General features: G+C 72.3%; 15 protein-coding genes and 1 other RNA gene. 9 read left to right on the top strand and 7 right to left on the bottom strand.

Features of this window, described 5'->3' with window-relative positions; genetic code table 11:
* Positions 1 to 3: 3 nt before the first annotated feature.
* The 6 genes from ACZ7MG_RS30135 to ACZ7MG_RS30110 all read right to left on the bottom strand — a co-directional run bounded on the left by ACZ7MG_RS30135 (position 4) and on the right by ACZ7MG_RS30110 (position 13,435).
* A complete protein-coding gene (locus tag ACZ7MG_RS30135) occupies positions 4 to 2,229 on the bottom strand; it encodes a CDP-glycerol:glycerophosphate glycerophosphotransferase (protein ID WP_471392922.1) in 2,226 nt (741 codons plus the stop codon).
* Between the two features lie 171 nt (positions 2,230 to 2,400).
* On the bottom strand, positions 2,401 to 4,644 hold the full coding sequence (locus tag ACZ7MG_RS30130; protein WP_471392924.1) for a bifunctional glycosyltransferase/CDP-glycerol:glycerophosphate glycerophosphotransferase: 2,244 nt from the start codon (positions 4,642 to 4,644) through the stop codon (positions 2,401 to 2,403).
* Between the two features lie 346 nt (positions 4,645 to 4,990).
* On the bottom strand, positions 4,991 to 5,881 hold the full coding sequence (locus ACZ7MG_RS30125; RefSeq protein ID WP_471393370.1) for a carbohydrate ABC transporter permease: 891 nt from the start codon (positions 5,879 to 5,881) through the stop codon (positions 4,991 to 4,993).
* Positions 5,882 to 5,901: 20 nt separating this feature from the next.
* The gene (locus ACZ7MG_RS30120; protein WP_471392927.1) at positions 5,902 to 7,263 is read right to left on the bottom strand and encodes a carbohydrate ABC transporter permease; all 1,362 of its coding nucleotides are present in this window, start codon (positions 7,261 to 7,263) and stop codon (positions 5,902 to 5,904) included.
* A 9-nt stretch (positions 7,264 to 7,272) separates the two neighbouring features.
* Positions 7,273 to 8,685 carry an ABC transporter substrate-binding protein gene (locus ACZ7MG_RS30115; protein ID WP_471392930.1) on the bottom strand — a complete coding sequence of 471 codons (1,413 nt, stop codon included), beginning with the start codon at positions 8,683 to 8,685 and terminating at the stop codon, positions 7,273 to 7,275.
* Between the two features lie 427 nt (positions 8,686 to 9,112).
* Positions 9,113 to 13,435 carry an FHA domain-containing protein gene (locus ACZ7MG_RS30110; protein WP_471392933.1) on the bottom strand — a complete coding sequence of 1,441 codons (4,323 nt, stop codon included), beginning with the start codon at positions 13,433 to 13,435 and terminating at the stop codon, positions 9,113 to 9,115.
* Positions 13,436 to 13,942: 507 nt separating this feature from the next.
* Between ACZ7MG_RS30110 and ACZ7MG_RS30105 the strand changes: the two genes are divergently transcribed.
* The 4 genes from ACZ7MG_RS30105 (at position 13,943) to ACZ7MG_RS30090 (ending at position 19,708) form a co-directional block, all read left to right on the top strand.
* A complete protein-coding gene (locus ACZ7MG_RS30105; protein WP_471392936.1) occupies positions 13,943 to 15,685 on the top strand; it encodes a protein kinase domain-containing protein in 1,743 nt (580 codons plus the stop codon).
* 317 nt (positions 15,686 to 16,002) lie between these two features.
* On the top strand, positions 16,003 to 17,244 hold the full coding sequence (locus ACZ7MG_RS30100; RefSeq protein WP_471392938.1) for a serine/threonine-protein kinase: 1,242 nt from the start codon (positions 16,003 to 16,005) through the stop codon (positions 17,242 to 17,244).
* 192 nt (positions 17,245 to 17,436) lie between these two features.
* Positions 17,437 to 18,540: a peptide chain release factor 2 gene (gene prfB / locus ACZ7MG_RS30095; protein ID WP_471392940.1), complete on the top strand. Its 1,104-nt coding sequence runs from the start codon at positions 17,437 to 17,439 to the stop codon at positions 18,538 to 18,540.
* Between the two features lie 319 nt (positions 18,541 to 18,859).
* On the top strand, positions 18,860 to 19,708 hold the full coding sequence (locus ACZ7MG_RS30090; protein WP_471392943.1) for a hypothetical protein: 849 nt from the start codon (positions 18,860 to 18,862) through the stop codon (positions 19,706 to 19,708).
* A 91-nt stretch (positions 19,709 to 19,799) separates the two neighbouring features.
* On the opposite strand, the gene ACZ7MG_RS30085 is transcribed toward ACZ7MG_RS30090, so the two are convergent.
* On the bottom strand, positions 19,800 to 19,991 hold the full coding sequence (locus ACZ7MG_RS30085) for a hypothetical protein (protein ID WP_033524968.1): 192 nt from the start codon (positions 19,989 to 19,991) through the stop codon (positions 19,800 to 19,802).
* A gap of 285 nt (positions 19,992 to 20,276) precedes the next feature.
* On the opposite strand from ACZ7MG_RS30085, the gene ftsE reads away from it, so the two are divergent.
* From ftsE to ssrA, 5 genes are all read left to right on the top strand, one after another.
* A complete protein-coding gene (gene ftsE / locus ACZ7MG_RS30080; RefSeq protein WP_152169312.1) occupies positions 20,277 to 20,966 on the top strand; it encodes a cell division ATP-binding protein FtsE in 690 nt (229 codons plus the stop codon).
* Positions 20,967 to 21,000: 34 nt separating this feature from the next.
* The gene (gene ftsX, locus ACZ7MG_RS30075; protein ID WP_471392947.1) at positions 21,001 to 21,918 is read left to right on the top strand and encodes a permease-like cell division protein FtsX; all 918 of its coding nucleotides are present in this window, start codon (positions 21,001 to 21,003) and stop codon (positions 21,916 to 21,918) included.
* Positions 21,919 to 21,985: 67 nt separating this feature from the next.
* Positions 21,986 to 23,194, top strand: coding sequence for a S41 family peptidase (locus tag ACZ7MG_RS30070; RefSeq protein WP_471392949.1), 1,209 nt, complete (start codon positions 21,986 to 21,988; stop codon positions 23,192 to 23,194).
* Between the two features lie 91 nt (positions 23,195 to 23,285).
* Complete coding sequence (gene smpB, locus ACZ7MG_RS30065) at positions 23,286 to 23,825, top strand: SsrA-binding protein SmpB (RefSeq protein WP_471393373.1); 540 nt, start codon at positions 23,286 to 23,288, stop codon at positions 23,823 to 23,825.
* 127 nt (positions 23,826 to 23,952) lie between these two features.
* Positions 23,953 to 24,354, top strand: a transfer-messenger RNA (tmRNA) gene (ssrA, locus tag ACZ7MG_RS30060).
* The last annotated feature ends 14 nt before the right edge of the window (positions 24,355 to 24,368 follow it).

Here is a 24,368-nt window from a genome sequence, read left to right as displayed (position 1 = left end):
CCGTCAGCTCCTCACGAGGGTCGCGGCGGCGGGTGCGGAAGCGTGCGCGGAGGCGTGCGCGAGGGGCGCGGCGTCGGGGGCGGGCGCCGGGGTCCGCTCCGCGAGCGGCACGACGGGCGGCAGTGCCTCCGGCCGCTCACCGAGGAACACCCGGCGGACGACGCGCTCGGCCGCCCGCCCGTCGTCGAACTGGCAGAACCGCTCCCGGAAGACGGCCCGCAGAGCGCCGGCCGCCGGGTCCGCGAACGAGCCGTCGCGGAAAAGGTCCGCCAACTCCCGCTCGGTGCGCGCCACATGACCGGGCGGCTCGGCCGGCAGGTCGAAGCAGACACCCCGGGTCTCCCGGTGGACGTCCCAGTCCTCCGCGTGGATCACGATCGGCCGGTCGAGGCCGGCGTAGTCGAACATCAGGGAGGAGTGATCGGTGATCAGCGCGTCGGCGGCGAGACAGACGTCGGCGGCGGAGGGGTGCGCGGTGACGTCGATGATCCGGCCACCGCTCCTGCGGGCCGTGCCGCCGGGGTCGTGGAGACGGCGGGCCCGCAGCAGCACCACGAACTCCTCGCCGACCGCCTCGCAGAACGCCTCCAGATCGAGCCGGGCGGCGTCCTCGGTGTCCGGGCCGGGGGCGTGATCGGGCTCGGCGGGGGCGTACAGAAGGGCCTTCCTGCCCTCGGGCACACCCAGTTCACGCCGGGCGCGCGCCACGTCCTCCGCCGTCGCCGTCCAGTAGACGTCGTTGCGCGGCGAGCCGTACTCCACCTGCTCGTACCCGCCCGGCAGCGCCCGCTCCCAGGTCTCGGTGGAGTGCCGGTTGGCACTGAGGCCGAAGTCCCAGCGGTCCACGCGCCGGAAGAGCGCGGTGAAACCGCCGGGCGTGGCGGCCACCACCGGGTACGGGGAGCGGTCCACGCCCGTCGCCGTCAACGGGGTGCCGTGCTGGGTCCGCAGATGGACGCTGCGGCGGCGCTTGACGATCCCGTCCGGGACCTGGGCGTCGAGGCCGGCGTCGTCGACGACGTACTTGGCGCGGGCGAGCACCCGCCAGTGCTTCCGGCTGCCGAGGACGGCGTGCTCGACGTCCCCGGGGAGCCGGTCCACCGCCTCGGGTTCGACGAGGAACACCGAGCGCAGCCGCGGGGCGAGTTCACGGGCCTTGGCGTGGAGGGCGGCGGGGTCGCGGGTGACGCCGCCCCCGCGATACGCGCGGTACACGACGAGGTTCCCGTCCAGCGGCAGGAGGCGCTGGACGGCGTACAGGGCGCGGGCCAGGGGCGCGCGGGGCCGGGGGAGCGCGGCCAGGGAGCCGGTCGCCGCCCGGCCGGCGGCGCACAGGACCCGGAAACCGGCGTACGAGCCGGACGCGAGCAACCGGTGCTGTACGCCGAGGGTGCCGCCCGGCGGCCGGAAACCGGCCGGGCAGTGCTGGCGGTAGAGGTGCGTGGCCCGGTGGAAGAAGGCCCGGCGCCGGTGGGCGGGCAGCCGCTCCGGGTGTGCGGCGCTCCGCAGCACGACCGCGAAGAGCTGCTCGAACAGCGCCTCCGACACGCCCTGTTCGGCGGTGGCCCGGGCGAGCACCAGCTCCACCTGGTCGAGCAGTTCGAGCTGGTGCTCGCCGGGCGCGTGCAGTCGGCTGCCCTGCCGGCGCAGCAGATGCCGTACGCAGACCGTGCCCCGCAGCTCGGCCGTACGGTCGGCGGCGAGCGCGACCAGGCCGCTCCAGCCGAGGTCGGTGAAGTGGCCGATGGGGAAGGTGAGTTGACGTTCGGTGAGGAAGTCCCGGCGGTAGGCCGCGCTCCACGCCGGGGCCTGGGGGCCGGTGGGGCGCACGACGGTCGTACCGCCCTCCCACCAGTGCGCGCGCTCGTGCGCGAAGTACAGGACATCGGGGTCGCCGGCCTCGCGCAGCCGGTCCGTGATCGCCTGCAGCGCGCCCGGCGCGAGGGTGTCGTCCCCGTCCAGGAACAGGACGTACGTCCCGTGCGCCGCGGCCAGTCCCGCGTTGCGGGCGGCGCTCAGGCCTCCGGCGGGCGGGGACGCGACGGGGGCGACGCGGGTGTCCCTGACGGCGTACGCGGCGCTGACGGCTCCCGCCGGTGAGTCCTCGGCCGCCTCATGCACCGGGATCAGCTCGAAGTCACCGAACGGCTGACCGAGAACCGACTCCAGAGCGAGGGGTAGCCGCCCTTCGACCCCGTAGGTGGGGACGATGATGCTGAAGCGGGGCATTCTTTCCTTTCGGGGGATCGATTGGGGGCGCGCTGTCGGGTGCGGGTCCGGTGGGGGCTGGTCGCGCAGTTCCCCGCGCCCCTTGGGTAACCCGGGCGCACCCCGTGCTTTTAAGGGGCGCGGGGAACTGCGCGAGAACCCCCACCGGACCCGCACCCGAAGACGAAACCGCTACGTACCCAGCACGTCGTCCGCTCCGCCCGGACGGGCCTCCGCGGCGGAGGGGACGGGGTGGCGGTCGGCGAGGGGGACGAAGTCGACCGGGGAGGTGTCGCCCAGGACCACCCGCCGGACCACCCGTTCCGCCGCCCGCCCGTCGTCGTACTGGCAGAACCGGTCCCGGAACGCCGCCCGCAGCTGCGCCGACCGCGACCCGCGCCAGTGCCCGGTCGCGAAGATGTCGATCAGCTCGTCCTCGCTGCGCGCGACCGCGCCCGGCGGGAAGGACCGCAGATCGAAGTACGTCCCGCGCGCCGCCTCGTACGCCTCCCAGTCCTCCGCGTGGATCACGATCGGCCGGTCGAGGTTGGCGTAGTCGAACATCAGGGAGGAGTAGTCGGTGACCAGCGCGTCGGAGGCGAGACAGAGGGCCTCCACACTCGGGTGGTCGGTCACGTCCAGCAGCCGGCCGTGCGCCAGGTCCGAGAGCCGGGAGCCGTACGCGTGGTGCGCGCGGGCCAGGATCACGAAGCGCGGCCCGAGCTTGCGCAGCACCCGCTCCAGATCGAGGTGGGCGCGCTGCGAGTGCCGGTAGTCACGGTGGGTCGGCGCGTACAGGACGGCGACCGCGCCGTCGGGGATGCCGAGGTTCTCGCGGATTCGGGCCACGTCCGTCGAATTCGCCCGCAGGAACACGTCGTTGCGCGGGGAGCCGTGTTCGAGGGTCGTGTACGGGGACGGGAAGACGCGCTCCCAGACGAGCGTGGAGTGCCGGTTGCCCGACAGTACGAAGTCCCACTGGTCGCTGCCACGCAGCGCCGCCGCGAAGTCGGTGTCGCGGGCCGCCGCCGGCCGGTCCCGGAGGTCGAGGCCCATGCGCTTGAGCGGGGTGCCGTGCTGGGTCTGCAGCAGGACCTGACCGGCCCGCTTGACCAGGCGCCGGTCGAAGTCCGTGTTGTTCACCAGGTACTTGGAGCGGGCGAGCGCCGTCCAGTACGCCATCGAGCCGGGCAGCACCCGCCGGGTCGCCACCGGGAGCGTGTGGTGGTGTTCGGGGCGCGCGACCCATGCCGTACGCATCTTGGGGACGTGGGTGCGGAACGCGTTCTCCAGCGCGGCCGGGCTGCACACATAGCCCCGGCCGTCGTACGCGGCGAACACCGCCCGGTCGGCCCGCAGCGGCAGAAGGCGCTGCACGCGGTAGTGCGCGCGGAGACCGCCGGCGCGCAGCAGCCGGGCCAGGCCCCGCGTCAGGCGCCCGGCGCCGCGGCCCAGCCGGGCCAGGGCCCACAGCGCCCGGTAGGTGCGCTGGCTGCCGAGACGCAGGAGCGCGTGCCGGAGCCGGGCGCGGGCGTGCAGGGGCGCGCCCGGGGTGCGGTAGCGGGCGCAGTGCGCGCGGACCGTACGCAGGAACTCGGCGCGCGCCTCGCGCGGCAGCCGGTGGCGCCGGGAGAACACGGAGGTGAGATGGTCGAGCATGCGCCGGAACAGCACCGGGCGCCACTGCGCCAGCTCCGGCCGCTCGTCGATGTACGCGAACACCCGGTCGTACTGCTCGAACACGTCGAAGTGACCGCGCGTGGTCGCCCCGAGCAGGCTGCCGTGGCGGCGCCGGCGCTGGTGGACACAGACCCGGTCGAGCGTGGCGACGGACTCGGCGGTCATCAGGACGGGGTACGTCCAGGCCGTGTCCTCGTAGATGCCGGACGGGAACCGGAAGTCGTGGTCCTCGACGAACTCCCGTTTGTAGGCCTTGTTCCACACCACCGGGCGGACGTTCAGCAGGCCCGGACGGTCGTCGAGGCGGAACGGGGCCGGGCCCTGTTCGGTGAGCCGGCGGTCGGGTTCGGTGCGGGCCGGCTCGCCCGACCAGGAGGTGAGGGCGAAGTCGTGGACGAGGACGTCCGGTTCGCCGGTTTCCTTGACGCGGTCGGCGATCGCCTGGAGTGCGCCCGGCGTGAACGTGTCGTCGCCGTCGAGGAAGAGGAGGTAGTCGCCCCGGGCGTACTCCATCCCCTTGTTACGGGCGGCACCCGGGCCGGTGTTCTCCCGCAGGCGCACGGTGCGGCGTACGCGCGGGTCGCGCGCGGCGGTCTCGTCGGCGATCGCTCCGCAGTTGTCGGGGGAGGCGTCGTCGACGACGATCAGTTCGAGGTCGGTGAAGGACTGGGACAGCACGGAATCCAGGCATTCGTGCAGGTACGCCTGAACCTTGTACGCGGGAACGATGACACTGAACCTGGGCAAGGAGGACATCCATGGGTCGGCGCGGGCATACTGCCCGGAAACGGCCGATGGGATGATTTGGTTACGGTGCGTGTTCCATACGGGGGATTTCTGGGGGAGTTGGGGGCGTACGGGGGCGAATTCGGGGGCGGGGTGCGCCTATTGGGCCGGGGGTGCGGGTTCGTTGGCGGGTGCGGGTCCGGTGGGGCTTCTCGCGCAGTTCCCCGCGCCCCTGAAAAGCAGGGGCTGCGCCCCATGCTTTTCAGGGGCGCAGGGCCTGGGCTTTTAAGGGGCGCGGGGAACTGCGCGACCAGCCCCCACGCACCCGCACCCGCCATCGAACCCCCAACTCCCGAGTTGTCAGGCGCCCTTGTCCCTACTTCACCGCCCCCGCCATCACCCCCGACACGAACTGCCGCTGGAACGCGAAGAACACGGCCAGTGGGATCACCATCGAGATGAACGCGCCCGGGGCCAGGATCTCGATGTTGCTGCCGAACTGCCGTACCTGCTGCTGGAGTGCGACCGTCAGCGGCTGGGAGTCGGAGCTGGAGAAGACCAGGGCGACCAGCATGTCGTTCCACACCCAGAGGAACTGGAAGATCCCGAGCGATGCCAACGCCGGTGCGGCGAGCGGGAGTACGACGGTCGCGAACAGCCGCACCTCGCCCGCCCCGTCCAGCCGCGCCGCCTCCAGCAGCTCCCGGGGGATCTCCGCGAAGAAGTTGCGCAACAGGAAGATCGCGAACGGCAGTCCGAAGCCGACGTGGAAGAGGACGACACCGATGATGTCGCCGAAGATCCCGAGGTCCCGGAAGAGCCCCGACAGCGGGATCAGCGCCACCTGCACCGGCACCACCAGCAGCCCCACCACGACCATGAACCACCAGTCACGGCCCTTGAAGTCCAGCCAGGCGAAGGCGTATCCGGCCATCGCGCCGATCAGGACGACCAGCAGGGTCGCCGGCACCGTGATCCAGATCGTGTTGAAGAGGGCGCTCGTGATGTCGTCGTTCTCCAGGAGCGACGAGTAGCTCTTGGTCGTGAGTTGGGCCGGAGCCGAGAACACCTTCCACCACCCGGAGGTGGCGATGTCGGTCGGATCGCGGAACGACGAGACCAGCAGCCCGAAGGTCGGCACCAGCCAGAACAGCGCCACCAGAAGCAGGAACACACGGAGTGCGCCCCCCGCCGCGCCGCTCGCGAGCCGGGCAGCGACGGAGCGTTTCGCGACGGTCCCGGCGGGCCCGGAGGACCCGGCGGCCATGGGGCGTTCCTCGACGGTCGTCACCGCTGACGCTCCTTCCTGAGCCGCCGGATGTTGACCCACATCACCGGCAGCACGAGCAGCAGCAGGACCACACCGATCGCGCTGCCGAGACCGAAGTCGCCCCCACCGCCGTACGACACCAGATACAGCTGCAGGGCGAGGACGTTGGCCTCGTCCTGGGTGGGCTGGGGGGCGATGATGTAGACGAGGTCGAACACCTTCATCACATTGATCATCAGCGTGACGAGGACGACGACCAGGACCGGTGCCAGCAGCGGCACGGTGACCTTGCGGAACACCTGCCACTCGTTCGCCCCGTCCACCCGGGCCGCTTCCAGCAGATTGCGGTCGACACCGGCGAGCCCCGCCGCGATCAGCACCATCGCGAAGCCCGCCCACATCCAGATGTACGAGCCGATCACGGCCGGGGTGACCAGGGTCGGGCCGAGCCAGTCGATGCCGTTGTACGGCGCCGCGAAGTTCGAGCCGGGCAGCTTGAGTTGGGCCCCGTCGGCCGACGCCGGCAGGCTGAACGTGCCGTCGGCGCCGCTGCTCGTGGAGGCGACGACCTTGCCGTCCTTGACCGCCTCGACCTTGACGCCCTCAAGACCCTTCTCGCCCGGGTCGACGGCCCCCTTCTCCCCACCGCCGCCGAGCCGGAAGTCCAGCCAGACGGTCCCGGTGACCTCGTCACCCTCGGTGGTGGCGGCCTTCGCGTCCCGGGCGTCGCCGGGCAGGCTGTTGGGCGCGATCCCGACGAGGGGCAGGAGCGCCGGGGTGCCCGCCCGCACCGTCCCCTCCGTGGTGAACGACCCGCCGCCGGACGCCTTCAGATCGCTCACCTGGGCATTGGGCCGGGCCTTCGGATACACCGACTCGTCCACGAACACGTCGTGCACCGACGTCACGACCGCGTTGGCGACGCCCTGGTCCGGATCCTGCTCGTACACGAGCCGGAAGATGATGCCCGCGGCCAGCATCGAGATCGCCATCGGCATGAAGACGATCAGCTTGAACGCCGTTCCCCAGCGCACCCGTTCGGTGAGCACCGCGAAGATCAGCCCGAGCGCGGTGACGAGCGCCGGGGCCACCGCGACCCAGATCGCGGTGTTGCGTACGGCGACGAGGGTGGAGTCGTCGGTGAAGATCTCCGCGTAGTTGTCGAGGCCGACGAAGCCCGAGCCGTCCGCGTCGAACAGGCTCCGCCAGACCGAGTACCCGATCGGGTAGACCACGAGCGCGCCGAGCAGCACCAGCGCGGGCAGCAGAAACAGCACCGCCACCCACAGCCGGGTACCCGTCACGCTCTTGCGCGATGCGGCGGGGGGCACCGGAGCCGCTCCGGAGCCCCCCGCCGGCTTCGTCACGGCGGACGACATGGGTCGCCGTCAGCCGTTCCCGTAGGCCTTCGCCGCGTCGGCCTCCAGCTGTTTCTGGGCACCGGCCACGTCGTCGGGGTTCTTCAGGAAGTCCTGGAGGTCCTTCCACTCGCCGACGCCCTGGGTGCCGCCGAACGCCGCCGGGGCCTGGTCGGACATGTCGAAGCGGAAGTCGTCGCCCGCCGCGAGCAACGCCTTGGCGATCTCCCGGGTGACGTCGTCCTTGTAACTGCCCTGGTCCATCTCCTTGTTGGGGGAGAGATAGCCGCCCTGCGCCGCCCAGATCTCGGCCGCGTCGGTCGAGGCGAGGAAGGTCAGCAGCGCCTGCGCTCCCTCACCGTCCTTCAGTGCCACGGCCGCGTCGCCGCCGGTGACCACGGGGGAGTCGTCGCCGACCGCCGGGAACGGGAACACCTTGGCGTCCGTGCCGATCTTGGCGTCGGTGTCGCCGTTGATGGTGACGGCCACGAAGTCGCCCTCGAACACCATGCCGGCCGGGGTGTCCCCGCCGAAGGTGTTGGTGATCGACTTGATGTAGTCGGTCTGCAGCGCGCCGGACGCGCCGCCCGCGAGCAGGTCGTCCTTGCCCCACAGTCCGGCGAGCGTGGTCAGGGCGTCCTTGACCGAGGGGTCCGTCCACTTGATCTCGTGCTTGGCGAGCTGGTCGTACTTCTCCGGACCGGCCTGCGAGAGATAGACGTTCTCGAACCAGTCGGTGAGCGTCCAGCCGTCCGCGCCGCCGACGGACACGGCGGGTGAACCGGCGTCCGAGAGTGTCTGCGCGGTCTGGAGGAACTCGTCCCAGGTCTTGGGTTCCTCGGTGATCCCGGCCGCCTCGAAGGCCCCGGTGTTGTACCAGACCAGCGACTTGTTGGCGGCCTTCGCGTAGACGCCGTACTGCTTGCCCTCGTACGCGCCGAGGTCCTTCCAGCCGGCCGAGAAGTTCTTGTCCAGCTGGGCCTGGGCGTCGGCCCCGAGCGGTTTCACCCAGCCCTTCTCGGCGAACTGGTGCAACACGCCGACCTGCGGCAGGAACGCGACGTCCGGCGGCTTGCCGCCCTCGATCTTCGTCCCTAGGAACGTGGACGTGTTGTTGCCGGTCGGTACGAACGTCACCGAGGCGCCGGTGCGCTTCTCGAACTCGTCCAGCACCTTCTGGAAGTTGGCCAGTTCCGGGCCGGTGAAGACCGCCGCGACCTCCAGCTTCTGGCCGTCCAGCTTGGGGAGCTGGACGGTGGCCTCGTTGCCGCCGGTGCCGGTGTCGCTCTCGTCCCCGCTGTCGTCGTCGCCTCCGCCGCCGCATGCGGTGAGGGAGAGGGCGAGGGCGCCCGCGGCGAGGGCCGCGAGGGCTTTGCGTTTGGGGGGAGAGGTGGTGGGGTGGGTGGGGGGATCGGTCTGGGGTGTGCCGTATGTGCCTAGCATGCGAAGAGTGTGACGAATGCGGTGGTTTTTGCGCATCACTGACCCCGTTCTCCGTGCGTCGTCGAACGTAGAGCGCTGTCCCGTGCGCTCTGGTCTACGCCGGGTGGGAGGGGGCGGCAAGGGCGCCTGCCGGGTGTATGTCTTGATCGTGACCGCGTCGTGACCATGGGGGGCGGTGGGCTCTGCCGGTGGGCTCCGCCTAGGGGCTGGGTGCCTATTCGCCGTGGGGGTGCCTCGTCGTCGGCGGGTGACCGGTTCGTCGTGGACGGTCGCGCAGTTCCCCGCGCCCCTGAAGGGGCCTGCGGCCCCATCCCCCCGCTTTGGCTGCGGGCAGTCGTGCCGCTGGGGCGGCACAGGTGGGCGCAGGCGGCACCCTGTCAGCGCCCGTAAGCGCCTCCCCCGGCCCGCCTCCACCACCGGGCGGCGGTCACAGCAGAGACGGCACCTCCGTCGCCGAGACCTCTCGGGCCGCGCGGTCGAGGGCGCTGGCCAGCAGGGCCAGGTCCGTGGGGCCGTTGCCCAGTTCGCGGACGGGGCGGCGGGCGGGTGGGTCGCCCATGCGGGCCCAGTCGAGCGGGACGACGGTCGGCCGGAGGGTGGCCGTGCGCGGGATGCGCCCCGTGACCCGCCCCGCCTGGAACGCGGTCGTACGGTCCCCCTCGCCCAGCAACTCTCCCCGCCCGGGGGCCGGTTCGTCCGGCCCCGGCACGGGCGCGCTGAGCACGACGCGCCCTCCGGCCGCCCGCCCCAGCTCACCCTCGCCCGCACGCCCCCCGACGCCGGTCGTGGCGACGAGATGCACCCCGAGCCGCTCGCCCTCCCGGGCCACCGCCTCCAGGGCCCGTACGACCGACCCGGCGGCCGGCCGCCCGGTGGAACCCAGCGGCGGTGACAGCAGGGCGTCGAGGTCGTCGACGATGACGACGAGCCGGGGCAGCTCCGAGGCGGGGTTCTTCCCGGCCGCCCCCCTGCCGCCCTGCTCGGTGCCCCTGCGGCTCGCCGCCGGCCGCAGCCGCAGCGTGGAACTGGACGACGAGTCGAGATCGGCGGCCCCGGACCCCGAGGTCGCCGAACGCTGCGGGACGATGCGGCCCGACACCGCACGCCCCGTGTGCCACTCCACGAACCCCAGCCCGCCCAGCAGTTCGTACCGCCGCTTCAGCTCGGAGATCAGGGACTGGGCGAACTCCCGCATCCGGACGGGGTCGTTGGCCGTGAGATACGTCCCCACATGGGGCAGATCCGTACAGACCCCGAGTCCCTCCCCGGCCCGCCCCCCACCGGCTCCGCCGTCCCGCCCGTCCACCAGGGCGATGCCCAGCCGGTCGGGCCGCTCGGCGGCGGCGAGCGACGCGGCCACGGACCGCAGCAGCTCCGTACGGCCGCTGCCGGCCGGCCCCTCGATCAGCAGATGGGGGCCCTCGGCGACGAGGTCCACGGAGACCGGCCCGCGCGGCCCGGCGCCGAGCACGGCCCAGGCGCGCCCGCCGAGCGCCGTCGTGTCGTCGGCCGCGTCCGCCCACCGGGCCATCAGCGACGCCGGGGTGGCCCGCGCGAGACCCAGCTCGTCCAGCAGCCGCGCCGACTGCGGCAGCGGCGCCGACACCCGCGCCTGCCGGTCCCCGGCCGACCCGTCCGTCCGCAGCGGCGCCAGCGCCCGGGCGAACCGCTCCGCCCACGCCGCCGACACCGCGTCCAGCGTGGCCACGGTGCCGTGGTTCAGCAGGCCGGGTGCGTCGTCCGCGTCCAGCGTGGGGATGTTCCGCGTACCGGGGTGCGTCCGCTCGTCGGCGCCGGAGCGTCCGCCCCGCGCGAGGTCGATGTGGGTGTGCGTACGGCTCGACGAGGCGCCTGTGTCCGCCCCGCGCGCGTGGTCGGCGGAGGGGGCGGGGGAAGTGGCGCGCGCGGCCCCCGTACGGGCGGAGCCCGCCCGGCCCGGGGCCCCGGGGCCGCTTCCCGTGCCGTGTCCGGCGGAGGTGACCCGCAGCAGTCGTAGCGCCGTGGCGACGTCACCGCTGAGCAGGGCGACGGCCCCGCAGGCGCGGAACGCCGGCGAGACCTCGCAGGCCGCCGTGTACGTCTCCGTCACCGGCGAGGCGGGTGACGCGGACTCCGTCTCGGCGAGGCACACGACATGGATCCCGGCGAGCGGCCCCTCCTGCGCAAGCCGCACCACGGCCTCCCGCACATCGGCGCCCCCGGGGTCCCCGTCCACGATCACCACCGTGTACGGCCCCTCGAAGCCCCCACCCGCCGACTCGTCCTCCCGGGCCCACGAAGGCCGCCGCCCGGCCCGCCGCCCCGAGGCTCCGCCTTCACCCCCGGCCCCAGTCACAGAGAGGCCCCCGGCCCCGGCCACAGACCCACCCCCGCGCCCCGCCACGTCCCCGGCCCGCTGGCCCGCCACGTCTCCTGGCCGGTGGCCCGTCGCGTCCCCGGCCCGGTGGCCCGTCGCGTCCCCGGCCCGGTGGGCCGTCGCGTCGTCCGTCCGGCGCCCGGCCACGCCTGCGGCCCCGGCGCCCGACGCGTGACCGCCGTCGGCGCCCGCCGCGCGACTTCCGCCCGGCGTACGCCCGCCGCCCGCGCCCGGCGCATGTCCGCTGTCGGCGCCCGCCGTACGACTTCCGCCGCCCGCGCCCGGTGCATGCCCGCCCTCGGCGTACGCCGTACGACTGTCACCCGCCGCACGCCCGCCGCCCGCGCCCGCCGCGTGACCGCCGTCGGCGCCCGCCGCGCGATTGCCGCCCGGTGTACGCCCGCCGCCCGCGCCCGGCGCGTGTCCGCCCTCGGTGTACGCCGTACGACTTCCGCCCGCGCCCGGGGCGTGGTCGCCGTCCACGCCCGCCGTATGCCCGGCCCCTGGCGTTCGCGTGCCGCCCGGCGGGCGCCCGCTGCCCGTACCCGGTGTGCTCCCGGGGGCGTGGCCTGCCGTGTCCGCCGCGTGGTCCTCGACGCGGCGGAGCAGTTCGTCCAGGCGGGCCGTCGTCTGTTCGCGGTCGTAGGCGAGGAGGAGTCGGCAGTCCTGGCCGTGGGACGGGCGGAGGTGGGGGAGCCAGCCGAGCCAGGACCAGTCGGCGGCGCGCTCCTCGGCGGAGCGGGAGCGGTCCGCGCTGATCAGGACCAGTTCCAGGGCGTCGGGGGAGTGCAGCGCGGCGAGCTGGGCCACGACCGCGCGGGTCAGCCCCGTCAGCCGGGGGCGCGGTCCGGCCAGCCCCAGCGCGCCGACCTCGCGCAGCCCGGTGGTCACCGGCACCGCCGGCAGCAGCCCCGAGCCGTCCGGCGCCGCCCGGTCGGCCGTGCCCAGCCGCACCGTCAGCGCCTCCGGGTGCCCCGGCCCCCGCTCCCACAGCCGGGCGCCCGGCCCGAGCGCGGTGAGCAGCAGCGCCGCCGGATCCGGCCAGGTCTCCGGCAGCCGCTCGCCACCGGCCGGGAGCACCGAGGCGATCGCCCCGCGCTCGTCCTCGTCGTCCTCCGCGTCGTACTCGTACGGGTCGTACTCGGCCCCCGCCTGCCCCCGCCCCCCGGCCAGCCGCCGGGCCCAGGCCCCGAACCCACCCCGTTTACGCACCCCACGCGGTACCTCGGTCCCCCGGAGGGGCGTGCCCTTGCGGGTGCCGGAGTCGGCGGCCTCCCCGCCGTCTCCGGCATGGCCGTCACCGGGCAGGCCGTTCCCGGAACCGCTGGGGCCGCCGGGGCCGCGGACCTCACCCGTGCGCGCGGCCTCCGGATCGCCGTGGCCGCCGTCGCGCTGGTCACCGAACCCGTGCGCGGTGTCGGCGGCGCGGGAACCCTGGGCACCGCCGAGCGGGTCGTGGGCGTCGCGGGCACGGCCATGGGCCTCCGCTCCGGCCCCGCCGCCCGTCCCCCCGGCCGGGCCGGACCCCGCGCTCCCCGTCGTCCGCTCGATGCCGGGCACCCCGCCCTGCCCCGGCACCGTCCGCCGCTCGGCCCGCCCGGGCCCGGAACCTCCGGCCCCCGGCGCTCCCGTACCCCCGCGAGCCACTCCACCGGAACCCACACCGGAGCCGGTGCCGGAGCCCGAGCCGCTGTCACCCCCTGCTGCCCCGCCCCCCGCCGCGACCCGGACATGGCCCTCCCCGTCCGGTGCCGTCGTGATCCCCCGGGCCCCGGAGGAGGAGGCCAGGCGGAGGGTGGACTCGCCGATGCGGAGGAGGGCGCCCGGGGCCAGGCGGACCGGGCGGTCGCCGACGCGGGTGCCGTCGAGGGTGGTGCCGTTGGTGGAGCCGAGGTCGACGACGGAGACCCGGCCGTCGGCGGCGAGGGTGACCGCGCAGTGGAGGCGGGAGACGTCCGGGTCGTCGAGCGGGACGTCGGCGTCGGCGGAGCGGCCGATGTGGATCTTGCCGCCGTGCAGCAGATGGACACCGCCCGCGTCGGGGCCGGCCACGACATGCAGCTGCGCGGCGGCCTCGTCGACCTCGGGGCCCGCTTCGGAGGGGGCGCCCAGGGAGAGCACGGCGCCGTCGATGAGGGGCGGCTCGCCCAGGGTGCAGCGCTGGGCGTCGAGGCGCTCGGCACCGGCGTACAGCACGACCTGCCCGCCGCCGACCTCCCGGCTGCGTTCGAGACGCTCCGCGCCGCCGTCGCCGACGGCGGAGGCGAGGCCCGAGGCCACGGCCGCCAGCGCCGTACCGGCGGGCGCCGTGACCAGCACGTCGCAGGCCGTGGCTCGTCCTCGCTGCTCCGAGGGCGGTCCCAGCGGGTCTACGACGGTCAGCCGGATCTGCATCGCCGTCAGCGATCCCTTCCGCGCGGGCACCCGCGACGACGAGGACGAGACCGCGCGGTCCCCACCGCGGACTTCCCCCACCACGCACGGGCACGTCGGCCAGTAGCTGGAGGCATCCTCGCACCTGCCACTGACAACACGCCCGCCGCCCACCGTCAAGTGATCTTGATTGGTCGGCTCTGCCCCCAAAAGTGCCTGACCAGTGCCCGGTAGTTGATCACTTGAGATCGGTCACGTCCGTATCGCGGTCGCATTCGGGATCGGTCACGTCCGCATCCGGAACCCCGCCCACCCCCGCGCGGCAACCAACCGCCCACGGGTGAGCGTCTTTCCATCGAACGCGCATGGGTACCCGTACGTACTCGAGCCACAGCAAGCGGACAGAGTGGACAGGAAGAGTCAGGAAGACGAACAGCCCGGTCCTGCGGACGCCCGCACTACAGTGGTCGAAACGTCCGCAGAACCCCAGGGCGTGACCGGGCAAGCAAGCAGCAGGGAGCGCATGACGTGCGGCCGGTAGGCAGTAAGTACCTCCTTGAGGAGCCGATTGGACGCGGCGCCACAGGCACTGTCTGGCGCGCCCGCCAGCGGGAGACCGCGGGAGCGGAGGCGGCCGTACCGGGCCACCCCGGCGAGACCGTGGCGATCAAGGTCCTCAAGGAAGAACTCGCGAGCGACGCGGACATCGTGATGCGGTTCCTGCGGGAGCGCTCCGTGCTGCTCCGGCTCACCCACCCGAACGTCGTGCGGGTGCGGGACCTCGTCGTCGAGGGCGATCTGCTCGCCCTGGTCATGGACCTGGTCGAGGGCCCCGACCTGCACCGCTACCTCCGGGAGAACGGCCCCCTCTCGCCGGTCGGCGCGGCCCTGATGACCGCCCAGATCGCCGACGCGCTCGCCGCCAGCCACGCCGACGGCGTCGTCCACCGCGACCTGAAGCCCGCGAACGTGCTGCTCAAGCAGGACGGCGGCGAGATGCACCCGATGCTGACCGACTTCGGCATCGCCCGCCTCGCCGACTCCCCGGGCCTGACCCGGACCAGCGAGTTCGTCGGCACGCCCGCGTACGTCGCCCCCGAGTCCGCCGAGGGTCAGCCGCAGACCTCCGCCGTCGACATCTACGGCGCCGGCATCCTGATGTACGAACTGGTCACCGGACGCCCGCCGTTCAACGGCCAGTCCGCGCTGGAGGTGCTGCACCAGCACCTCAGCGCCGAGCCGCGCCGCCCCTCCACCGTCCCCGACCCGCTGTGGACGGTCATCGAGCGCTGTCTGCGCAAGAACCCGCGCGAGCGGCCCAGCGCCGTCAACCTCGCCCGCGCGCTGCGCATCGTCGCCGAGGGCATCGGGGTGCACGCGAACTCCATGCAGATCGCCGCCGCCGAGGGCGTGGGCCACATCCTCGCCCCCGACCCGGCGCCCGCGCAGGTGCCGGGCGCCCCGGAGCCGTTCGGCTCGGCCGACCCGACGCAGGTGCTGCCGCACGGCGCGGGCTCGTACGACCCGAACGGCGCGACCAGCGTGCTCCCGCACACCTCGGGCCCGGCGGGCGCGGGCGACCCCACGACCGTGCTCCCGCACACCTCCGGCGCCGACCCGACGTCCGTCATGCCGCCGGTGCCGTCGCACGACCCCGGCGGTCAGCCGCCCGAGCAGCCGCACCCCTGGCAGAACCAGCTCCGCGCGGCCCGCGACCGCAACGAGCAGACGCAGGTCCAGTACCTCGACCCGAACGAGGACCCGCTGCGCCGGCGTCCCCAGCGGCAGGTCAACCGGCCGCAGCAGGCTCCGCAGCCGCCGTCGCGCCAGCCGCAGCAGCAGCCGCGCCGGCAGCAGCGGGCGCCTCAGGGCGGCGGGCCCGGCGCCGGGTACGGCCAGCCGCAGCAGCAACAGCCGTACGCGCCCGCGCCGCAGCAGCCTCAGCGGCGGCAGCCGGAGCGGTATGCGCCCGCGCCGCAGCCGCAGCAGCCCGCGCCGCGGCCTCAGCGGGAGCCGCGGCCGCCGCGGGAGCCGCGGCAGCGCAGTGCGAATCCGATGCGGATTCCTGGGCTCGGGTGCCTCAAGGGGTGCCTGTTCATGATCGTCCTGCTCTTCGTGGGTGGTTGGCTCATCTGGGAGTTCACGCCGCTGCAGGGGTGGGTCGGTACGGGGAAGAGCTGGTGGGGTCAGCTTTCCGACTGGTTCGGCGAAGTGAGCAAGTGGGTGGGCGAATTGGGCAACGGCTCCGGTTCGGGGGGCTCGGGGCAGTAGGCGCCTGATAGCTCGGGGGGCGTGGGTTCGTCGGCGGGTGCGGCTCCGGTGGGGCTTCTCGCGCAGTTCCCCGCGCCCCTGGGTGACCCGGGCTCACCCCATGGCTTTTAAGGGGCGCGGGGAACTGCGCGATCAACCCCCACCGGGCCGGCGCCCGAAAACGCACCCCCAGCCACCCCCAACCCCGTCCGCGCGCCAAGGCGGAGCCCCACGTTGGGGACTTGTCGACATCTGAGGGGTGATTTCCGCCTCGGCGGTGAAGGTTGGGGCCCGGGGCGCGTAGCTTTGTCGCCAACACGCGGCCTGTAGGAGCAGTCTTGGGACGGAAGATCGGAAGCCGGTACACCGCGAACCAGATTCTGGGGCGGGGCAGCGCCGGCACGGTGTGGCTGGGTGAGGGCCCGGAGGGTCCCGTCGCCATCAAGCTGCTGCGCGAGGACCTCTCGTCCGACCAGGAACTCGTCAGCCGCTTCGTCCAGGAGCGCACCGCGCTGCTGGGCCTCGACCACCCGAACGTGGTCTCCGTCCGCGATCTCGTCGTCGACGGCAACGACCTCGCCCTCGTCATGGACCTCGTCCGGGGCACCGACCTGCGCACCCGCCTCGACCGGGAGCGGCGCATGGCCCCCGAAGCGGCGGTCGCCATAGTGGCCGACATCGCCGACGGCCTGGCGGCGGCGCACGCGGCCGGCGTCGTCCACCGGGACGTCAAGCCGGAGAACGTGCTGCTGGACATGCAGGGCCCGCTGGGCCCCGGCGGCGCCCACCCGGCCCTCCTCACCGACTTCGGCGTCGCCAAGCTGATCGACTCCCCGCGCCGCACCCGCGCCACGAAGATCATCGGTACGCCGGACTATCTCGCCCCCGAGATCGTCGAGGGCCTGCCGCCCCGCGCGGCCGTGGACATCTACGCCCTCGCGACCGTGCTCTACGAGCTGCTCGCCGGGTTCACGCCGTTCGGCGGGGGGCACCCCGGGGCCGTCCTGCGCCGCCATGTCACCGAGACCGTCGTCCCGCTGCCCGGTATCCCCGAGGAGCTGTGGCAGCTGCTCGTGCAGTGCCTCGCCAAGGCGCCGGCCTCCCGGCTGCGCGCGTCCGAGCTGGCGGCCCGGCTGCGGGAGCAGCTGCCGCTGCTGGCCGGGATGCCGCCGCTGGACGTCGACGAGCCCGGGACCGAGTCCGGCGACGGGTACGAGGAGGAGCCCGCCGAGGCGGCGGCCGCTCCGCGCGAGCGGGTACGGCGGGGGGCGGTGCCGCTGGTGCCGGGGGCCAAGCCGGACTCCAACCGGGACACCCACACGTCGATGCGGGTGCCGGGGCCCGATGAGCTGGCCGGGGGTGCGCGCGGGACCGCGCGGGTGCCGCGTGCCTCGGGGGCGCCGCGGCCCGGTTCCGCGCGGAACCGGGGGAGCGCGGTGCGGCGCCGCCGGATCACGTTGGGGGCGGCGGCGGTCGCGTTGATCGCCGCGGTGGGAGTGGGGACCTGGGCGGCGACCTCGGGGGACGACGATGGTGGGGCGCCGTCCGACACGAAGAATTCGGCCCCGGGGAATCCTTGAGGGGCGCCTCATAGCTCGGGGGGCGTGGGTTCGTCGGCGGGTGCGGGTGCGTCGTGGTTGCTCGCGCAGTTCCCCGCGCCCCTTAAAAACCTGGGGTGAGCCCGGGTTGCCAAGGGGCGCGGGGAACTGCGCGAGAAGCCCCACTCACCCGCGGCCGAAGAACCCACCCGGCGGAGCCGTTACGCTGGGGGCGTGGCAGTCGTCGATGTATCCGAAGAGCTGAAGTCCCTCTCCTCGACCATGGAGTCGATCGAGGCCGTTTTGGACCTCGACAAGCTGAGGGCAGACATCGCCGTGCTCGAGGAGCAGGCGGCCGCGCCGTCCCTGTGGGACGACCCGGACGAGGCGCAGAAGATCACCAGCAAGCTCTCCCACCTCCAGGCCGAGGTCAGGAAGGCGGAGGCGCTGCGCGGTCGCATCGACGACCTCGGTGTCCTCTTCGAGATGGCCGAGGAGGAGGACGACCCCGACACCCGCGCCGAGGCCGAGTCGGAGCTGACCTCCGTCAAGAAGGCGCTGGACGAGATGGAGGTCCGTACCCTCCTGTCCGGCGAGTACGACTCCCGTGAGGCCCTGGTCAACATCCGCGCCGAGGCCGGTGGCGTCGACGCCGCTGACTTCGCCGAGAAGCTGCAGCGGATGTATCTGCGCTGGGCCGAGCAGAAGGGCTACAAGACCGAGGTGTACGAGACCTCGTACGCGGAGGAGGCGGGCATCAAGTCCACCACCTTCGCCGTGCAGGTGCCGTACGCCTACGGCACGCTCTCCGTCGAGCAGGGCACCCACCGGCTCGTGCGTATCTCGCCGTTCGACAACCAGGGGCGCCGTCAGACGTCCTTCGCCGGTGTCGAGGTGCTCCCCGTGGTCGAGCGGACCGACCACATCGAGATCGACGAGTCCGAGCTGCGCGTGGACGTCTACCGGTCCTCAGGCCCCGGCGGCCAGGGCGTCAACACCACGGACTCCGCGGTCCGGTTGACCCACCTCCCCACCGGCATCGTCGTCTCCTGCCAGAACGAGCGCTCGCAGATCCAGAACAAGGCCACCGCCATGAACGTCCTCCAGGCGAAGCTGCTGGAGCGGCAGCGCCAGGAGGAGCGGGCCAAGATGGACGCCCTGAAGGACGGCGGCAGTTCCTGGGGCAACCAGATGCGTTCGTACGTCCTGCACCCGTACCAGATGGTCAAGGACCTCCGCACCGAGTACGAAGTCGGCAACCCCGAGGCCGTGTTCAATGGCGAGATCCAGGGCTTCCTGGAGGCCGGAATTCGCTGGCGCAAGCAGCAGGAGAAGTAGGGCCGCGGCGTCCGCCGCGTTGGGCGCTTTGTCGACAAGGCAACTGCCTTCCACTGGGAGGCAGTTGCCTTTGTTGTGTGGGACGTCTGGGGCTTACGTCACACTCACATGTCGGTGACGAGGTCAAATACGGTGAACGGGACATCGCGTACGCAACGACCTTGACGTTGCTGCGAAAACTGGGAAGGGTGGCGCGTGGCATGCGCATTACTGGGGCGCATGTGAACCGGGGGACTTCGACCCAACCGACTGCTCCCGTTGATCGCGGCCCCGGGCGCTCTGCTCCATTTACTGATGAGCTACTGGGGGTAGCAGCCAGATGACGAAGAAGACGCGGATCCGCGTGGCGCGAATAGCCGCGGGTGCCGTGATCGCCGCCGGTGCTTCGCTGACCGCCGCGGGCGCCGCTTCCGCGCTGGACCTCGGCGTCGGCGTCGGTGTCAGCACCGACGACGGCGGTTCGGTCGAGGCCGGTGTCTCGGTCCAGACCGGCAACGACACCGAGGGCAACACCATCATCGGTGCGACCACCGGCGAGACGACCGGTGAGACCACGGGCGAGACGACCGGTGAGACCACCACCACCAGCACGACCGGTGAGACCACCACTACGAGCACGACCGGGGACCCCACCACCACCAGCACCACGGGTGACCCGACCACCACGAGCACGACCGGGGACCCCACCACCACCAGCACCACGGGTGACCCGACCACCACCAGCACCACCGGTGACCCCACCACCACTACGACCACCAGCACCAGCACGACCGGTGACCCGGGCACCAGTGGCACCACCAGCACCACGGGTGACCCCAGCACCAGCACGACCAGCACCAGCACCACCGGCAACCCGGGCACCAGCGGCACCAGCACCACCGGTGACTCCAGCAGCACGGGCGGCGGCAGCTCCACCGACGGCGGCTCCACCTCCGGTGGTGCCGACCCCGACGGCGGCAACGACGAGAGCGTCCAGCAGGAGGGCTCCTCGGCCCTCACGGACACCGGCTCGGAGACCGAGGCCCAGGGCGCCGGCAGCGGCGAGCTGGCCGAGACGGGTGCCGCCGAGACCACGTTCCTGCTGGTCGGCGCGGCCACGATGATCGTCGGCGGTATCGGCTTCCGGCTGCTTCCCCGCCTGATGGTGGGCCGCGGCGCCACCGCCTGACCGTTCGCGGTGAGGCACAGCCACACGTAGTCACGACGAAGGCCCGGGGCAGCCAGCCCCGGGCCTTCGCTTCGTCGTACGTCCGCGCCGCTTATGCCGTCTGGTGCGCCAGCAGGGCCACCGCCGCTATCAGGATCGCCAGGAGGGCGATCAGCGTCATGGGGCTCAGGCCCGCGAAGGGGTTCTCCTGCTGGAGTCGCTCGCGGCTGGCCCGGCACACATGGCAGCGGCCCTCGGCTACGGGGGACGCGCAGTTCGCGCACACCAACCGGTCGTACGTCATGCGCCTCGCCCTCCTTGCAATGGCCTCACACATACCTCAACGTCTCGCGGAACCGGACCGTTCCTCTACACCACTGTGCCAGGTTCCTCCGGAGGTTGCGCGGGGGCCTCGGAAAGGGGTGGGTGCGGTTGTCGGAGGGCTGCGGGTGGGTGGGGGCTGGTCGCGCAGTTCCCCGCGCCCCTTGTTCGGGCTGCGCCCTCACCGGACCGCGGCCTCGTACGGCTCCATGGCCCTGCAGCGCGGTACAGTCTCGTCCATCCATTCCCGACGGCTTGTGGTGTATCCGTGATCCGATTCGACAACGTGTCCAAGGTCTACCCCAAGCAGACCCGCCCCGCACTCAGGGATGTGTCCCTGGAGGTCGAGAAGGGCGAGTTCGTGTTCCTCGTGGGGTCCTCCGGCTCCGGAAAGTCCACGTTTCTGCGGCTGATCCTGCGGGAGGAGCGGTGCAGCCAGGGGCAGGTGCACGTCCTCGGCAAGGATCTCGCGCGTCTGTCCAACTGGAAGGTGCCGCAGATGCGCCGCCAGCTCGGGACGGTGTTCCAGGACTTCCGGCTGCTGCCCAACAAGACGGTCGGCGAGAACGTCGCCTTCGCCCAGGAGGTCATCGGCAAGTCGCGCGGCGAGATCCGCAAGTCCGTGCCGCAGGTGCTGGAACTGGTCGGCCTCGGCGGCAAGGAGGAGCGCATGCCGGGCGAACTGTCCGGTGGTGAGCAGCAGCGCGTGGCCATCGCGCGGGCCTTCGTGAACCGGCCCAGGCTGCTGATCGCGGACGAGCCCACCGGCAACCTCGACCCGCAGACCTCCGTCGGCATCATGAAGCTGCTCGACCGGATCAACCGGACGGGCACCACCGTGGTGATGGCGACCCACGACCAGAACATCGTGGACCAGATGCGCAAGCGCGTCATCGAGCTGGAGAAGGGCCGCCTCGTCCGCGACCAGGCACGCGGCGTCTACGGCTACCAGCACTGACCGCCCCCGTCCACGAAAGGCTCAGCGAGACGCCATGCAGGCCCAGTTCGTCCTGTCGGAGATCGGTGTCGGTCTCCGCCGCAACCTCACGATGACCTTCGCGGTCGTCGTCTCCGTCGCCCTCTCCCTCGCCCTGTTCGGCGGATCGCTGTTGATGAGCGACCAGGTCAGCCAGATGAAGGGCTACTGGTACGACAAGGTCAACGTCTCGATCTTCCTCTGCAACAAGAGCGACGCGGAGTCCGACCCCAACTGCGCCAAGGGCGCCGTCACGACCGAGCAGAAGAACCAGATCAAGTCCGACCTGGGCAAGATGGCGGTCGTCGAGAACGTCGCCCACGAGTCCCAGGACGAGGCGTACAAGCACTACAAGGAGCAGTTCGGCGACTCGCCGCTGGCCAGCAGCCTCACCCCGGACCAGATGCAGGAGTCGTACCGCATCAAGCTGAAGGACCCGGAGAAGTACCAGGTCATCGCGAGCGCCTTCAACGGGCGTGACGGTGTGCAGTCCGTGCAGGACCAGAAGGGCATCCTGGACAACCTCTTCCGGCTCCTCGGGTACCTGAACCTCGCGGCGCGCGGTGTGATGGCCGTCATGCTCGTCGTCGCGCTGCTGCTGATCGTCAACACGGTGCGTGTGTCGGCGTTCAGCCGTCGTCGTGAGATCGGGATCATGCGGCTGGTGGGCGCCTCGGGCTTCTACATCCAGGCGCCGTTCATCATGGAGGCGGCGGTCGCCGGTGTCATCGGCGGGGTGATCGCCTGCGCCTTCCTCGCGCTCGGCCAGTACTTCGTGATCGACAACGGCGTAGCGCTGTCCCAGAACCTGCCGTTGATCAATTTCGTCGGCTGGGACGCGGTCCTCGTCAAGCTCCCGCTCATCCTCACCGTGAGCTTCCTGATGCCGGCGTTGGCCGCTTTTGTCGCGCTGCGCAAGTACCTGAAGGTGTGACGCATGCCCCTGGGGCCGTACCGGCAAGGGCCGGTACGGCCCTTCGCGTTGTCCTAGACTCGCCGACATGTCAGGCCGCGACCTGTTCTCACCGCCCCGCCGCATCCGCCGCGGGGCCGCCCTGACATTGGTCTTCGCGAGCGTCCTCGCCACCGGCGCCGCGACCGGCTCCTTCGACGCGCCGCGCGGCACGACCGCCGCCGCGAAGCCGTCCCGCTCCGCCCCTGCCTCCGCCTCAGCCGACAAGGAACAGGACGTCGCCGACGCCGCCGCCGAGGCCATGGCCGAGGGCGAGTCCCCCGTGGAGGCCGCCGAGCGCGCCGTCAGCCGCAGCGGCGACCGCTGGGGCGCGGTCTACTCCGAGGGCGAGTACGAGCAGTTCGAGGAGGCCCTCGACGGCGAGTACACCGGCGTCGGCCTCTGGGCCCGGCTGCGCCGCGACGGCCATGTCGAGGTGACCCGGGTGCAGGACGGCTCGCCCGCCGCCGGTGCCGGGATCCGCGCGGGCGACCGGCTCGTCGGTGTCGACGGCGAGAAGGTCGACGGCCGCCCGGTCACCGAGGTCGTCTCCTTACTCCGCGGCGACGCGATCGACGAGGGCACCGGGGACACCGGCACCCCCGAGAGCGCGGCCGCCGGTACGAAGGTGTCGCTGGAGCTGCGCCGCGGCTCCCGGACCTGGCACCAGACCCTGCGCCGGGCCCGCCTCTCCACCGAGGACGTGACCGTGAGCCGTACCGCGAGCGGGGTCGGCGTCATCACGGTCGACGCGTTCACCAAGGGCTCCGGCGATCTCGTACGCGCCGCCGTCGAGCAGTCCGCCGACGCCGCCGGCTTCGTCCTCGACCTGCGGGGCAACTCCGGCGGTCTGGTCTCCGAGGCCGTCACCGCCGCCTCCGCCTTCCTCGACGGCGGCCTCGTCGCCACGTACGACGTCAAGGGCGAGCAGCGGGCGCTGCACGCGGAACCCGGCGGCGACACCACCAGACCCCTGGTCGCGCTCGTCGACGGCGGCACGATGAGCGCGGCCGAGCTGCTCACCGGGGCCCTCCAGGACCGGGGGCGCGCGGTGGTCGTGGGCTCCCGCACCTTCGGCAAGGGCTCGGTGCAGATGCCGAGCCGGCTGCCCGGCGGTTCCGTCGCCGAACTGACCGTCGGCCACTACCGCACCCCCTCCGGCCGGGGCGTCGACGGCCGTGGCATCACCCCCGACCTCGAAGCCGACGAGGACGCCCTGAGCCGGGCCGAGACGGTGCTGACCGGCCTCGGGCGGTGACCGGGCCCCGGCCCCCTTCGCCGCACCCGTTAATCGGCTTCCCCCGCACCCCCTCCGTAGTGCGAAAATGGACGGCACTATGAGCAAGGGAATGTACGTACCGAAGGAGTCCCAGCCCAAGCAGGGCGGGGCGGCCGCCAAGGCCAGGGACGGCGAGAAGGGCGGCAGGAAGAAGATCGTCGCCCAGAACAAGAAGGCCCGGCACGACTACGCGATCATCGACACCTTTGAGGCCGGGCTCGTCCTCATGGGGACCGAGGTCAAGTCGCTGCGTGAGGGACGGACCTCGCTGACCGACGGCTTCGTCCAGATCGACCGGGGTGAGGCGTGGCTGCACAACGCCCACATCCCCGAGTACCACCAGGGCAGCTGGACCAACCACTCCGCGCGCCGCAAGCGGAAGCTGCTGCTGCACCGCGAGGAGATCGACAAGCTGGAGGCCAAGGCGCAGGAGACGGGTCACACGATCGTGCCCCTCGCCCTGTACTTCAAGGACGGCCGGGCCAAGGCGGAGATCGCCCTCGCACGCGGCAAGAAGGAGTTCGACAAGCGGCAGACGCTGCGGGAGCAGCAGGACCGGAGGGAGTCGGACCGCGCGATCGCGGCGGCCAAGCGGAAGCAGCGCGCGTAGCCGCGCGTGACCTCCGGCCCGGCCGGGAGGAATACGGTGGCATGCGCTCGCGTTGGTCCCGTACGATGGCTCTGCACCTCACAGCGGGTGCGCGACCCCCTCTTCGGAGGGATTGAAAACACAACATGGGGATGATCGGTTTCGACAGCGGATGTCGAGGCAGGGGAAGCGTGTCGAGGAAGCGGCCATGATCTCGTAAACCACAGGCCGAAAAAAATAATCGCCACTATCAAGAGCGATTCTCCGCAGCAGCAGTTCTCCCTCGCCGCCTGATCTCAGGTAGCTAAGAGACTGCTCCTGCACTAAGGAGTGTCAGCCCGGGGCTGTTCCCGACCCGGATCCTGGCATCAGCTAGGGGACTAAACCTTGATCCCGGTCACGGGGTGAAGAGGGAAATCAAACAGTGACTGAGCCCGTCGGCGACTTGTTCGCGTGATCGCCGGGGCTGAGAAAATCACAGCGAACTGCACACGGAGAAGCCCTGGTTCCGCACCGTTGGACGCGGGTTCGATTCCCGCCATCTCCACAATTCCCATGTGGGCG

This window comes from Streptomyces sp. NPDC107538, from assembly GCF_055657445.1.
Note: the sequence above shows the minus strand (reverse complement) of the source record. Positions and strands in the feature narration are given on the sequence as shown.

Bases quoted from the DNA above. Each gene is read 5' to 3' on its own strand.
- ACZ7MG_RS30135 (WP_471392922.1), bottom strand. From the start codon at position 2,229: ATGCCCCGCTTCAGCATCATCGTCCCCACCTACGGGGTCGAAGGGCGG.
- ACZ7MG_RS30130 (WP_471392924.1), bottom strand. From the start codon at position 4,644: ATGTCCTCCTTGCCCAGGTTCAGTGTCATCGTTCCCGCGTACAAGGTT.
- ACZ7MG_RS30125 (WP_471393370.1), bottom strand. From the start codon at position 5,881: ATGGCCGCCGGGTCCTCCGGGCCCGCCGGGACCGTCGCGAAACGCTCC.
- ACZ7MG_RS30120 (WP_471392927.1), bottom strand. From the start codon at position 7,263: ATGTCGTCCGCCGTGACGAAGCCGGCGGGGGGCTCCGGAGCGGCTCCG.
- ACZ7MG_RS30115 (WP_471392930.1), bottom strand. From the start codon at position 8,685: ATGCTAGGCACATACGGCACACCCCAGACCGATCCCCCCACCCACCCC.
- ACZ7MG_RS30110 (WP_471392933.1), bottom strand. From the start codon at position 13,435: ATGCAGATCCGGCTGACCGTCGTAGACCCGCTGGGACCGCCCTCGGAG.
- ACZ7MG_RS30090 (WP_471392943.1), top strand. From the start codon at position 18,860: ATGACGAAGAAGACGCGGATCCGCGTGGCGCGAATAGCCGCGGGTGCC.
- ACZ7MG_RS30085 (WP_033524968.1), bottom strand. From the start codon at position 19,991: ATGACGTACGACCGGTTGGTGTGCGCGAACTGCGCGTCCCCCGTAGCC.
- ftsX (WP_471392947.1), top strand. From the start codon at position 21,001: ATGCAGGCCCAGTTCGTCCTGTCGGAGATCGGTGTCGGTCTCCGCCGC.
- ACZ7MG_RS30070 (WP_471392949.1), top strand. From the start codon at position 21,986: ATGTCAGGCCGCGACCTGTTCTCACCGCCCCGCCGCATCCGCCGCGGG.
- smpB (WP_471393373.1), top strand. From the start codon at position 23,286: ATGTACGTACCGAAGGAGTCCCAGCCCAAGCAGGGCGGGGCGGCCGCC.